12 protein-coding genes are annotated in these 13,074 nt (G+C 67.0%); 7 read left to right on the forward strand and 5 right to left on the reverse strand.

Annotation, left to right across the window (positions count from 1 at the left end; translation table 11 throughout):
* The first annotated feature begins 1 nt into the window (after position 1).
* Positions 2 to 1,561, forward strand: a complete 1,560-nt coding sequence (locus PMES_RS05450) for a phosphate ABC transporter substrate-binding/OmpA family protein (protein ID WP_159964513.1) — start codon at positions 2 to 4, stop codon at positions 1,559 to 1,561.
* Here PMES_RS05450 and radC read toward each other — a convergent pair whose 3' ends face one another.
* From radC to dnaK, 3 genes are all read right to left on the reverse strand, one after another.
* Positions 1,562 to 2,314 carry a RadC family protein gene (gene radC, locus PMES_RS05455; protein WP_159964514.1) on the reverse strand — a complete coding sequence of 251 codons (753 nt, stop codon included), beginning with the start codon at positions 2,312 to 2,314 and terminating at the stop codon, positions 1,562 to 1,564.
* A gap of 49 nt (positions 2,315 to 2,363) precedes the next feature.
* A complete protein-coding gene (dnaJ, locus tag PMES_RS05460; RefSeq protein ID WP_159964515.1) occupies positions 2,364 to 3,515 on the reverse strand; it encodes a molecular chaperone DnaJ in 1,152 nt (383 codons plus the stop codon).
* Between the two features lie 73 nt (positions 3,516 to 3,588).
* Positions 3,589 to 5,508 (reverse strand): molecular chaperone DnaK, encoded by a 1,920-nt coding sequence (dnaK, locus tag PMES_RS05465; RefSeq protein ID WP_159964516.1) that lies wholly within the window; start codon positions 5,506 to 5,508, stop codon positions 3,589 to 3,591.
* 197 nt (positions 5,509 to 5,705) lie between these two features.
* On the opposite strand from dnaK, the gene PMES_RS05470 reads away from it, so the two are divergent.
* Positions 5,706 to 6,329 (forward strand): alpha-ketoglutarate-dependent dioxygenase AlkB family protein, encoded by a 624-nt coding sequence (locus PMES_RS05470; protein ID WP_159964517.1) that lies wholly within the window; start codon positions 5,706 to 5,708, stop codon positions 6,327 to 6,329.
* 88 nt (positions 6,330 to 6,417) lie between these two features.
* Here PMES_RS05470 and PMES_RS16575 read toward each other — a convergent pair whose 3' ends face one another.
* Together PMES_RS16575 and PMES_RS05480 are read right to left on the reverse strand one after the other, a co-directional pair.
* Positions 6,418 to 7,365: a hypothetical protein gene (locus PMES_RS16575; protein ID WP_201288956.1), complete on the reverse strand. Its 948-nt coding sequence runs from the start codon at positions 7,363 to 7,365 to the stop codon at positions 6,418 to 6,420.
* Positions 7,362 to 8,183 carry an ABC transporter permease gene (locus PMES_RS05480; protein ID WP_159964518.1) on the reverse strand — a complete coding sequence of 274 codons (822 nt, stop codon included), beginning with the start codon at positions 8,181 to 8,183 and terminating at the stop codon, positions 7,362 to 7,364. The genes PMES_RS16575 and PMES_RS05480 overlap by 4 nt, the downstream gene beginning before the upstream one ends.
* Before the next feature lie 137 nt (positions 8,184 to 8,320).
* Here PMES_RS05480 and cysQ point away from each other — a divergent pair, with 137 nt between their 5' ends.
* The 5 genes from cysQ to PMES_RS05505 all read left to right on the forward strand — a co-directional run bounded on the left by cysQ (position 8,321) and on the right by PMES_RS05505 (position 13,034).
* A complete protein-coding gene (gene cysQ / locus PMES_RS05485; RefSeq protein ID WP_159964519.1) occupies positions 8,321 to 9,118 on the forward strand; it encodes a 3'(2'),5'-bisphosphate nucleotidase CysQ in 798 nt (265 codons plus the stop codon).
* Positions 9,118 to 9,933 (forward strand): 3-deoxy-manno-octulosonate cytidylyltransferase, encoded by an 816-nt coding sequence (locus PMES_RS05490; RefSeq protein WP_159964520.1) that lies wholly within the window; start codon positions 9,118 to 9,120, stop codon positions 9,931 to 9,933. The genes cysQ and PMES_RS05490 overlap by 1 nt, the downstream gene beginning before the upstream one ends.
* 109 nt (positions 9,934 to 10,042) lie before the next feature.
* Entirely contained in the window at positions 10,043 to 10,921 is an 879-nt protein-coding gene (gene galU, locus PMES_RS05495) for a UTP--glucose-1-phosphate uridylyltransferase GalU (RefSeq protein WP_159964521.1), read from the forward strand.
* On the forward strand, positions 10,921 to 11,928 hold the full coding sequence (galE, locus tag PMES_RS05500; RefSeq protein ID WP_159964522.1) for a UDP-glucose 4-epimerase GalE: 1,008 nt from the start codon (positions 10,921 to 10,923) through the stop codon (positions 11,926 to 11,928). The genes galU and galE overlap by 1 nt, the downstream gene beginning before the upstream one ends.
* Positions 11,898 to 13,034: a glycosyltransferase family 2 protein gene (locus PMES_RS05505; RefSeq protein WP_159964772.1), complete on the forward strand. Its 1,137-nt coding sequence runs from the start codon at positions 11,898 to 11,900 to the stop codon at positions 13,032 to 13,034. The genes galE and PMES_RS05505 overlap by 31 nt, the downstream gene beginning before the upstream one ends.
* The last annotated feature ends 40 nt before the right edge of the window (positions 13,035 to 13,074 follow it).

The following is a 13,074-nucleotide window of genomic DNA, read 5'->3' on the forward strand; positions in this document are numbered from 1 at the left end:
GATGAACCACTGCCGCGCGGCTGCGAGCGCCGCGCTTTTTCTCTTCTTCACGAGCTTCGGTGCCCTTGCCGAAACCGTCACCCTGTCATCGCAGACGGGCGGGTTCGCGATGCGCGGCACGCTCATGGGCTATGACGGCGAGTTCTACAGGCTCGATACCGAACACGGCGTCCTGTCGCTCGATGCCGCGCGCGTGGAGTGCAGCGGCGCGGGCTGTCCCGATCTCGACGGTTTCGTGCCCGTGGTGACCTTCTCGGGCGCGCGCGCCCTTGGCGAGACCCTTCTCCCGGCCCTGATCGAGACCTTCGCCAGCCGCAACGGATACAGCGTCACGCGCGACGTGGTGGATGATCTGACCTTTTCCTACGAACTGGCGGAGAGGTCCGGCGGGAGTGCCGTCGGCCGTTTCGATTTCCGCCTGACAAGCTCGGACGAGGGCATGGCGGACCTTCTGGCGGAGGTTGCGGATATTGCGCTGTCGCTGCGCGAGGCCACGGGGGCGGAGATCGCCGCGGGGCGCGGATCGCTCCTGGGGGATCTGAACGGGCGCGGACGCAGCCGGATCATCGCACTCGATGGCATCGTTCCGCTCGTCTCGGTCGGCAATCCACTGGCGGAGATCGGTCTGTCGCAGCTGCGATCCATCTTCGCCGGCGAGATCGCCGACTGGTCGGAGCTGACCGGACTGGAGCAGCCGATCACGTTGCATCTGCGCGACGACGCCTCCGGTCAGGCACAGGCGTTCCTGACGCGCGTGATGGGGCGGGAGACGGCGCTGGCGGAGGGAATAACGCGTCACGACAGCAATGCCGCGATCGCCGATGCAGTGGCCCGGGATCCCGGTGCGCTCGGCATCGGGAGCTATTCGGAGATGGGCAATGCCATGCCCGTCGCGCTGAAGGGACCTTGCGGCTTCGCATCCGTTGCCAGCGAGACCTCGCTCAAGACCGAGGATTACCCGCTGACCGCGCCGCTCTTCGCCTATCTGCCCAATTACCGCCTGCCGCAGATCGGGCGGCGATTCCTGGCCTACATGAACTCGCCCGCCGCGCAGCCGGTGATCCGCCGGGCGGGCTTCGTGGATCAGTTCCCGAGGGCGATTCCGCTCGATGCGCAGGGGCACCGGTTCGCGACCGCCATCGCCCGTGCCGGCGACGAGATCGGCCTGTCCGACCTGCAACGCCTTGTCAGGGTGCTGTCGAACATGACGCGCCTGACCCTGACATTCCGCTTCGAGGATGGCGCGGCGCAGCTCGACCCGCAATCGCGCTCCAACATCGCCCTGCTCGGCGAGGCCCTGGAGCGGGGCGTCTTCGACGACAGGGCCCTCGTCTTCGTCGGGTTCAGCGACGGTCTCGGCCCGGCTGGCTTGAACCGCAGGCTCTCGCGGGAACGGGCCCGCACCGTCCGCGATGCCGTTCGCCGCGCCAGCCACGGAGCCTCCGATGCGGCGCTGCCGGAACTCGAGATCGAGGCATTCGGCGAGGCCATGCCAATGGCCTGCGACGAGACGGAATGGGGACGGGGCGTGAATCGCCGCGTCGAGGTCTGGCTCAGGTGATCATAGGTAGCCCTCGGCGCGGAAGCTGAGCTCCCGACTCTTGCCGATGATCAGGTGGTCATGGAGCACCAGACCGAGCGCGGCGCAGGCCTGCCCGACCTGTTCGGTCATGGCAATGTCGGCCTGGCTCGGCGTGGGATCGCCGGAGGGATGATTGTGCACGAGGATCAGGGCCTTCGCATTGAGCTCCAGCGCCCGCTTGACGATCTCGCGGGGATAGACGGGAACATGGTCGACAGTGCCCCGCGCCTGCTCCTCGTCGGCCACGAGGATGTTCTTGGTGTCGAGGAACAGCACCCTGAACTGCTCGGTCGGACGGTGCGACATCGTCGTGTGGCAGTAATCTAGAACCGCTTCCCAGTCCGAGATGACATGGCGCTGCATCATCCGGGCACGGGCCATCCGGTGGGCCGCGGCCTCGATCACCTTGAGATCGTGCATGACCACGGGACCCACGCCGCGCACCGCGAGCAGCGCATCCGGGGGCGCCGACAGGATGCGGCCGAGATCGCCGAACGTATCGACGAGACGCCGGGCGAGGGGTTTGACATCGCGTCTCGGGATCGAGCGGAAGAGGAGCAATTCCAGCAATTCGTAATCGGGCATGGCAGCGGCACCGCCGACACTGAATCGCTCGCGCAGCCGGGCACGGTGATCGCGGATATAGGAGGGTTGCCGGCCGGGGCCGACAGGCGCCTCGTCATCGTCGAAGCGTGCCCTGCTGTCATGAAATGAATTGGCCGATCCTGTCATGGTAAACAGGATCGGCCCGGCACCTTACGGAATGATTAACCCGAAGGGGTCAATTCTTCATTCCATCCCAGAAGGTCTTCACCTTCTTGAAGAAGCCGGAAGTCTCCGGGTTGTTGTTCTCGCTCAACCTGTCGAATTCGCGCAGGATCTCTTTCTGACGCGATGTCAGGTTGACGGGGGTTTCGACCGCCAGTTCGATATACATGTCGCCCTGGCCACCGCCGCGCAGCATCGGCATGCCTTTTCCGCGCAGGCGCATCTGCTTGCCCGACTGGCTGCCGGCGGGGATCTTCACACGGCTGCGGCCCCCGTCGATGGTCGGAACCTCGATATCGCCGCCGAGCGCTGCCGCGGCGATGGAGACAGGCACGCGGCAGAAGAGATGTTCACCCTCGCGCTGGAAGAGGGGATGATCCTCGACCTCCAGGAAGATATAAAGATCGCCGGACGGCCCTCCGCGCAGGCCCGCCTCACCCTCGCCGCCAAGGCGGATCCGGGTGCCGGTCTCGACACCGGCGGGAATGTTGACGCTGAGCGAGCGCTCCTTCTGGACACGGCCGGCGCCGCCGCATTCCGAACAGGGGTTCTTGATGATCTGTCCCGCGCCCGAGCAGGTCGGGCAGGTCCGCTCGACGGTGAAGAAGCCCTGCTGCGCGCGCACCTTGCCCATTCCCGAACAGGTCGGACAGTTCTGCGGCTCGGAGCCTCCCTCGGCGCCGCTGCCTCGGCAGGTACCGCATTGAACGGCCGTCGGAACGGAGACGGTCTTCTGCAGGCCGCGATGGGCCTCCTCGAGCGTCACGCGCAGGTTGTAGCGAAGATCGGCACCCCGCGTCGCGCGCTGGCCGCCGCGTCCACCGCCGCGTCCACCCATGATATCGCCGAAAAGATCATCGAACACGTCCGAGAAGGCACTGGCGAAATCGCCCTGTCCGGGCTGTCCGCCGCGCGCACCGGCAGAGGCGCCCATTCCGCCCTCGAACGCGGCATGGCCATAGCGATCATAGGCTGCCTTCTTCTCGGCATCCTTGAGCACCTCATAGGCCTCGTTGGCTTCCTTGAACTGCGCCTCGGCCTTGGGATTGTCGGCGTTGCGGTCGGGGTGCAGTTCCTTCGCCTTGCCGCGATACGCCTTCTTGATCTCGTCGGGTGAGGCTCCGCGGGAAACCCCGAGAACCTCGTAGAAATCGCGCTTTGCCATAATCTTACATCCTTCTTGAACGGCAGGACCGGCCCGAATGGATCAGGCCGGCCCCGCGCATCCCGAAAGCCTCTTAGGAGGCGCGCTTGTCGTCGTCGAGGTCCTCGAAATCGGCATCCACGATGTCGTCATCGACACTACGCGGACCCTCTTCCTCGGAGTTCTCCTCGCCGCCATCGGCCTTCGCCTGCTCGGCCTTGTAGATGGCCTCGCCCAGCTTCATCGCCGCCTCGGTGACGTTCTGGATACCCGACTTGATCTTGCCGGCATCGTCGGTCTCGAGCTGCTCGTTGAGGTTGCCGATGGCCAGCTCGATCGCCTCGATGGTGCTCGGGTCGACCTTGTCCTTGTGCTCTTCCATCGACTTCTCGGTCGAATGGATGAGCGATTCTGCCTGGTTGCGGGCCTCGACGAGCTCACGGCGGCCCTTGTCGGCCTCGGCATTCGCCTCGGCATCCTTGACCATCTGCTCGATCTCGTCATCCGACAGACCACCCGACGCCTGGATCGTGATGTTCTGCTCCTTGCCGGTGCCCTTGTCCTTGGCACTGACCGACACGATGCCGTTGGCGTCGATGTCGAAGGTCACCTCGATCTGCGGCAGGCCGCGCGGTGCCGGCGGGATGTCTTCCAGGTTGAACTGGCCGAGCATCTTGTTGTCGGACGCCATCTCGCGCTCACCCTGGAAAACCCGGATCGTCACCGCGTTCTGGTTGTCCTCGGCGGTCGAGAAGACCTGGCTCTTCTTGGTCGGGATCGTCGTGTTGCGGTCGATCAGGCGGGTGAAGACACCGCCCAGCGTCTCGATCCCGAGCGAAAGCGGGGTCACGTCGAGCAGCACCACGTCCTTGACGTCGCCCTGAAGCACGCCGGCCTGGATCGCGGCACCGAGCGCCACGACCTCGTCGGGGTTCACGCCCTTGTGCGGCTCCTTGCCGAAGAACTTGGTCACCTCTTCGAGGACGCGCGGCATCCGGGTCATCCCGCCGACCATCACGACCTCGTCGATGTCACCGACCGACAGGCCGGCATCCTTGAGCGCCGCCTTGCACGGATTGATCGAGTTCTTGATCAGATCGCCCACGAGGCTTTCCAGCTTCGCACGGGTCAGTTTCATGACCATGTGCAGCGGCTGGCCGTTGGAGCCCATCGAGATGAAGGGTTGGTTGATCTCGGTCTGGCTGGAGCTCGACAGCTCGATCTTGGCCTTCTCCGCCGCTTCCTTCAGGCGCTGGAGCGCCATCTTGTCCTGCGTCAGGTCGGCGCCGTGCTGCTTCTTGAACTCCTCGGCAAGGTAGTTGACGATCCGCATGTCGAAATCCTCGCCGCCGAGGAACGTGTCCCCGTTGGTCGATTTCACTTCGAAGAGGCCGTCATCGATCTCGAGGATGGTGATGTCGAAGGTGCCGCCGCCAAGGTCGTAGACCGCGATCGTCTTGGTCTCTTTCTTGTCGAGGCCATAGGCGAGGGCGGCCGCGGTCGGCTCGTTGATGATCCGCAGCACTTCGAGACCGGCGATCTTGCCGGCATCCTTGGTGGCCTGACGCTGGGCGTCGTTGAAATAGGCCGGAACGGTGATGACCGCCTGCGTGACTTCCTCACCGAGATAGGATTCGGCGGTTTCCTTCATCTTCTGCAGGATGAAGGCGGAGATCTGGCTGGGCGAATACTTCTCGCCATTCGCCTCGACCCACGCGTCGCCATTGCCGCCCTTGACGAGGTCGTAGGGCAGGTTCTTCTTCTCCTTCGCCAGATCGGGATCCTCGAAGGTCCGGCCGATCAGGCGCTTCACGGCGAAGACGGTGTTCTCGGGGTTGGTGACGGCCTGGCGCTTGGCGGCCTGGCCAACGAGGCGCTCGTCATCCGCAAAGGCGACGATCGAAGGCGTGGTGCGCGCGCCTTCGGCGTTCTCGATGACACGCGGTTGGCTGCCATCCATGATGGCAACGCAGCTGTTGGTGGTTCCAAGGTCGATACCGATGACTTTGGCCATGATGCAAAAATCCTCTCTTAGGCGATGTTCCTGCGGACGGACCCGCGGGGCGGCACCCGTCCGGCTATCCCAGATTTTCAACCGGGTTTAGCGCCTCCGGCGGGCGTCTGGGCGTATATAGGGAGGGCCAATTCGTGCTGCAAGCCGGGAGCGGCGCGCTATGCTCGCAAAAAGGTGACATGTGACGGGGGAACCTTATGGATCAAAGCGAACCGCGCGCCGCGGATCAGGTGATCAGGGGGATCGCGCTCTACAGGGAGTTTCTGGACCTTCCGGCGCAGCAGGAGGTGCTGCAGGCGCTGCGCCGGGTGATCGCGGCGGCGCCGCTTTTCCATCCGCAAACGCAACGCGGCAAGCAGATGACGGTGCGCATGACCTCGGCCGGGAAATTTGGCTGGGTTTCGGACCGGCGCGGCTACAGATACGAGCCGTGCCATCCCGCCGGGATGCCATGGCCGCCCATTCCGCCCGCGATCCTGCGGATCTGGAACGCGCTCAGCGGCTCGGATCGGCAACCCGAAAGCTGCCTTGTTAATTTCTATGGCGAAGGCGCGCGCATGGGGCTGCATCAGGATCGCGACGAGAAGGACATGGGGGCGCCGGTCGTGTCGCTGTCGCTCGGGGACGAGGGCCTGTTCCGGGTCGGCAATCTCGAACGCGGCGGCCCGACGCAGAGTGTATGGCTGCATTCCGGCGACGTCCTCGTGATGGGCGGGGCCGCGCGGCTGACCTATCACGGGATCGACCGCATCCGCTTCGGCTCCTCGCGCCTGACACCCCGGGGCGGGCGGATCAACGTGACACTCAGGGTCGTGACATGAGGAACGCCCCGCGCCCCGCCTTGCATATGCGCGCGAAACCCCGTCGGCTGGCGCGGCGACCCGGCCCCGGGCTTCTGGGCTGCGGGGGTTACTCCTCCTCGCCGTCCTGAAGCAGGGGTGGACCCGTCAGGGCAAGGTCCGGCAGGCCGAATTCCAGCGGCGGCAAGACGCGCCCGTCAAAGCCGCCACGCCTGCTTTCGGCTCCCGGGCCGGGACCGGCGCCGAGATCCGCACCCGCAGCCTCCGTGCCGAAAGCGGCGGTTCCTACGGAGACCGCGGGCCCCACAGATACCGTCGGTCCGGCGGACACGGGTGATCCCGCGGGGACGGACGATCCGATGGAGACCGGCGATCCGGTGGAGACGGGTGATCCGGTGGAGACGGGTGATCCGATGGAGACCGGCGATCCGATGGAGACGGGACTGTCGATCCCGCCTGGCGTGCCGGTTGGCTGGGCGGTTCGCGCTGTCGCTGCCGCCTGCGGCGCCGGGGCGGGAATGGGGGAGGCGGCGACGACCGGGCAGCCGGCCGCGTCGACCATCCTGTCGGTTGCCGTGGCGGCGGCGCCGAGCCCGCGCGACCAGAATGCCCCCGCCAGGGCGCAGTCCGGCGCGGCCTCGCCTGCATCGGGTGCCCGCCCCGCGCGGAGGTTTTCGCGCGGCACCCATCCCTCGAGCGTCCCGTGCACGATATGCGCCCAGGCACCGTCGCGTGACGCCTTCACCATGGCGATCCCGTCGGTGCCGGATGCCAGGAAGCCGACCGTCTCGGCGGTGGGATTGGCGGCGGCGCGCACCATGAGGATTGCATCGGCCGCGATGCCGGTGACGCCGTAGCCGGCGGGAGGTGCCTCCGGGACGGGTTGAGCCGTCAGGGGGACGGGCAAGGCCAGAAGGACAGTCGCGGCGATGGCCCGAAGCCGCGCCGCGCCGGGGCGCCGGGTTGCCGGGCGCGGGCCGCCGCAAGACGGGCAGCGATATGCGCGATCCGGATATGGACGCGCCTGGCACGGGTGATCCGGGCGGGGGCGGCTCATCTGCGGGCGCTCCAGCTGAGCGAGGCGTGCTTGCGCGTGTAGAACTCGCCCATCAACCCGATCATCAGGATCGCGAGGGAGATATAGACCGGGTAGAGCACCGAGGTGACATGGGGATTGTAGTTGATGAAGGTGAAGCCCCGCGCCTGGTCGATCGCGTGGAAAAGGGGGTTCCAGCTGAAGAAGGGGAGCATGTAGCCCGGCAGGCTGTTGGCCACGAACATCTTGCCCGATGCGATCATGTTGGCGCGGGTGTAGACCATGGCCAAGATACTCGTGAAACCCGGCGCCCACGGCTTGAGCGCCAGCAGCACGATCCCGATCGCCATGCCTGAGAACCACGCCACCATGACCATGCCGAAGGCCCCGGCGGGCGCGTCGATATGGATGGGCCCCCAGCCGACATGGTAGACATAGAGCACCACGAACATCGAAAGGATCTGGATGTAGAGGGTGCCGAGCGCTGCGGCGGTGATCGAGATCGCGGTCGTCATCGGCGCATGCTTCATCATCGCGGAGGCCGGACCCTCCGAACCGAGGACGGCCGTCACGGTGCGCGTATGCACCATGTAGAGGAAGATTCCGGACATGATGTAGAGCAGGAAATTGCCACGGATCGCCGAGGCGCGCATCCCCAGCACGATGAACATCAGGTAGAAGGCGAGAACGAAGATCGCGGTCTGCAGGATGTTGGTCAGGATCGCGATCAGCGCGTTCGAATGCGTCTTGCGGATCGAGCGGACCGTGCTGTGGTAGATCAGCTCCAGCACGCTGAGCGCCGAGGTCATCCGCGATCTGGTCTGCTGCCGCTGGAACATGATGCGCCTCTGTATCCTGCCTGGGCCCCCGAGACGTTCTCGCAGGCAAATCTTGCCGTTCCGTTTGCGCGCCAGCATAAGGGCGCCGACAAATATTTCCAATTCGGCGGCGTGCCCGCCCTGATAGGAGCGACAACGTGGATTTTGAGACACTGACAGGCGTGATGCGCAGGCTGGCCCTCGAGGCGGGGGATGCGATCATGGAGATCTACGGGTCCGACGATTTCGACGTGCGGTCGAAATCCGACGACAGCCCGGTCACCGCCGCCGACGAGCGCGCCGATGCGCTGATCTCCGCCGGACTGCGCGCCGCCTTTCCCGATACCGCCCTCGTCACCGAGGAGCAGGCCGCGTCCCATGGCGTCAGCGCCGATGAGTTCCTGATCGTCGACCCGCTCGACGGGACCAAGGAGTTCGTCAAGCGCCGCGGTGATTTCACCGTCAACATCGCCTTCGTCTCGAATGGGGTTCCGGTGCGCGGCGTGGTCTATGCGCCGGCGCGAGAGCGGCTTTTCTATACCCTTGCCGATGGCAGCGCGGTCGAGGAGCGCGGGCCGTTCGACAAGGACGTGCCGGGCCCGCGGACGCCGATGTCGGTCCGCACCCCCGATAACGGCGCCCTGCTCGTCGTTGCATCCAAGTCGCATCGCGACGCGGCCACGGACGACTACATTTCCCTCTACGATGTCGCCGACATGAAGAGCGCCGGCTCCTCGCTCAAGTTCTGCCTCGTGGCGAGCGGCGAGGCCGATCTCTACCCCCGCCTCGGGCGCACGATGGAATGGGATACGGCCGCCGGTCATGCGGTGCTCGCCGGCGCGGGCGGCGCGGTCGTCGCCTTCGACGATCACGCACCGCTTCGCTACGGAAAGGACGGCTATGCCAACCCGTTCTTCATTGCCTATGCGCCGGGTGTGGAGCTGCGCCGCGGCTGATGCGCGTCCTTCTGGTCATCCCGGCCCGTCACGGCGCGCGGCGCTATCCCGGCAAGCCGCTCGTCGCGCTGACGGGGCCCGGCGGGCGGCGCGCCAGCCTGATCGAGCATTGCTGGCACGCGGCGCGCGCGGTGCCCGGGATCGCCCGCATCGTGATCGCCACCGATGATGCGCGCATCGAGGCGCATGCCGAGGGGTTCGGGGCCGAGGTCGTCATGACATCCGCCGATTGCGCGAACGGCACGGAGCGCTGCGCCGAGGCTCTGGCGCGGCTCGGCGGAGGCTACGATCTCGTGGTCAACCTGCAAGGGGATGCGCCGCTGACCCCGCCATGGTTCGTCACGGCGCTGATCGATGCTCTATCGGCGCATCCAGCGGCCGAGGTCGCGACCCCCGTGCTGCGCTGCGACGCGGTGGCGCTCGCGGATTTGCGCGGCGACCGGCAGGCGGGGCGGGTGGGGGCCACCACCGCCGTCTTCGGCGCCGAAGGGACGGCGCTCTACTTCTCGCGGGAGGTGCTGCCCTGGCAGGATCCCGGCCGTCCCGCGGCGGCTCCCGTCTTTCACCATGTCGGCGTCTATGCCTACAGGCCCTCCGCCCTCGCGGCATACGCGCTCTGGCCGCAAGGCCCACTGGAGCGGGCCGAGGGGCTCGAACAGCTGCGCTTCATGGAGCGTGGCCACCGGGTGCTCTGCACCGAGGTCGAGGCGCGCGGCGTGCGGTTCTGGGAGGTGAACAACCCGGAGGATGTCGCGCGGATCGAGGAGATCTGCGCCGCCGGCCGCGATGCCGCATCTCTGCCGCCCGAGGCGTGACGGGCGGCTTGCCAAAGGACAAGGGGCTTGCTCCGGCGGGCCGTTTCAGGCGACAAGACGCCATTGCACGAGATCAGATGTTACCGCTCGTATTCCCCGAGGAGCCTACATGAACCGGACCGTCACCAAAGCCGTTTTCCCTGTCGCCGGATTGGGCACGCGGTTCCTTCCCGCGACGAAGTCGATTCCCAAGGAGATCATGACCCTGGTCGACAAGCCGTTGATTCAATACGCGATCGACGAGGCGCGGGCCGCCGGCATCACCGAGTTCATCTTCGTGACCTCGCGCGGCAAGGGCGCGCTCGAGGACTATTTCGACCGGGCGCCCGAGCTCGAGGCGGCGCTCAAGGAGAAGGGCCGCGACGAGATGCTCGAGGCTCTCGATCATACCAACATGGGCTCTGGTGCAATCGCCTATGTCCGCCAGCATCGCGCGCTGGGCCTTGGGCATGCGGTCTGGTGCGCCCGCCGGCTGATCGGGGACGAGCCTTTCGCGGTGATCCTGCCCGATGACGTCATCACCGGCGACGAGCCCTGCCTCAAGCAGATGGTCGAGGCCTACCAGGAGACCGGCGGAAGCATGGTCGCCGCGATGGAGGTCCCGCCCGAGAAGATCTCCTCCTACGGCGTGCTGGACACCCGCGGGGAGAAGGGCGACCGGGTCCGCGTCGGCGGCATGGTCGAGAAGCCCCCGGCGGACAAGGCCCCCTCCAACCTGGCGGTTATCGGGCGCTACATCCTGCCGCCCTCCGTGCTCGGCACGCTGCACAAGATGAAGAGCGGCGCCGGCGGAGAAATTCAGCTGACCGACGCGATCGCCGCCGAGATCGACAGTGCCGACGGCGTGCACGGGCTCAAGTTCCGCGGCGAGCGCTACGATTGCGGCTCCAAGGCGGGCTTCCTGCAGGCGACGGTGGCCTTCGCCCTGGCGCGGCCCGACCTGCGCGACGAGTTCTCCGAGTTCCTCGGCGCCCTGGATCGCGGCTGATGGAAGTGGCGGCGCAGGGCGAGGGGCAGAAGGTCCTGGTTACCGGCGGCGCGGGCTATATCGGCTCGCATGCCTGCAAGGCGCTGGCCGCCGCGGGTTACGTTCCGGTGACCTATGACAACCTTTCGACAGGCTGGCGCGACGCGGTGCGCTACGGCCCGTTCGAGGGAGGCGACCTGATGGACCGGGCACGCCTCGACGCGGTCTTCGCCGAACATGCCCCGATCGCGGTGATGCATTTCGCCGCGCTCAGCCTCGTGGGCGAGAGCATGAGCGATCCGGCGAAATACTGGCGCAACAACGTCTTCGGCAGCCTCACCCTCGCCGAGGCGGCGGTCGCGGCGGGCTGTCTCGACTTCGTCTTCTCCTCGACCTGCGCGACCTATGGCGACCAGGACGGCGTCACCCTCGACGAGGACAGCGCGCAGCATCCGATCAACGCCTACGGCGCCTCCAAGCGCGCGATCGAGGACATCCTGCGTGATTTCGAGGGGGCCCATGGCCTGCGCCACGTGATCTTTCGCTATTTCAACGTGGCCGGCGCCGATCCGCAGGCGGAGATCGGCGAGTTCCACCGCCCCGAGACGCATCTCATCCCGCTGATGCTTGACGCGATCGACGGGCGTCGCCCCGCGCTGACGGTCCATGGCACCGATTACGATACCGAGGATGGCACCTGCATCCGCGATTACGTGCATGTCTGCGACCTGGTGGACGCGCATGCGCTCGGGCTCGGCTGGCTGCGCGCCGGCAAGGGCAGCCGCGTCTTCAACCTTGGCACGGGAAGCGGCTTCTCGGTGCGCGAGGTGATCGACCAGTCGCGCGCCGTCACCAATCGCGACGTGCCCTTCGAGCTTGGGCCGAGGCGGCCCGGTGATGCGACGCGGCTCGTCTCCGGCTCGCAAAGGGCCGAGCGCGAGCTTGGCTGGTCGCCTTCCCGCTCGCAACTGCGCGACATGATCGGCGATGCGTGGAGATGGCACCAGACGGGCCATTACGAGCGCTGAGCGCGCCCCTCCCATTGCCGCCCATCGGCCCCGGCGCCGCCTTTCGCCTGCGCTGGAAGCGCCGCCGCCTGCTCTGGCGGGCCTTCCGGGCGCGCCGGGCGCTGCACCCCCGCACCGACCGCACCGCCCTGATCCGGCCCGGGGCGATCCTGTGCTTCTCGGTGATGCGCAACGAGGCGCTGCGGCTGCCCTATTTCCTTGCCCATTACCGGGCGCTCGGGGTCACGCATTTCCTCCTCGTCGACAATGGCAGCGATGACGGAACGGACCGGATGCTGGCCGCGGAGCCTGATGTCTCGCTCTGGACCTGCACGCGCGGCTACAGGGATGCGCGCTTCGGGCTCGACTGGATCGGCTGGCTGCTGTTGCGCCATGGCCATGGGCATTGGTGCCTGACGGTCGATGCGGACGAGCTGCTGGTCTATCCCGGCGCGCCCGAGCGGGACCTGGAGGCCCTGATCGGGGATCTGGAGGCCGAGGGGCGCGGTGCTTTCGGCGCGGTGATGCTCGATCTCTATCCCCATGGCCCCCTCGATGCGCAGACCTACCGGCCGGGGGATGATCCGACGAGAATCCTGCGCGGCTTCGATGCGGGCCCCTGGCGGGCCGAGCGTCAGGCGCCCCTCGGCAATCTGTGGCTGCGCGGCGGCACGCGGGCACGGGCCTTCTTCGCAGGCCGCCCGTCGCGGGCGCCGACGCTGAACAAGATCCCCCTTTTACGCTGGAGCCGGCGCTACGCCTATGTGAACTCGACGCATTCGCTGCTGCCGCGCCGGCTCAACGCGGCCTATGACGGTCCGGGCGATCCGCGCCCTTGCGGGGTTCTGCTTCACAGCAAGTTCCTGCCCGACGCGCCCTCGCGCGCCCGCACCGAGAAGGCGCGGGGTGAGCATTTCCACGACCCGGCGGCGTTCGCGGCATATTACGACGCGGTCGCGCGGGGCGGCACGCTCTGGCACGAGGGAAGCCTTGTCTACGAGGGACCCGCACAGCTCGAGGCGCTGGGCCTGATGTCGCGCGGCGCGGCGGGGGCATTCGGGGAAACCGGGCCATCGCCGCGTGGCCGAAAGGGTGCACCGGGTGGCGGGCCGCGCGCGGAGCGTTGATCTTGGCGCGGCTTGCGTGACATCGTATCGCCGCCGGGGC

It is taken from the genome of Profundibacterium mesophilum KAUST100406-0324, from assembly GCF_009835145.1.
In the GTDB taxonomy this organism is placed as follows: Bacteria; Pseudomonadota; Alphaproteobacteria; order Rhodobacterales; family Rhodobacteraceae; genus Profundibacterium; species Profundibacterium mesophilum.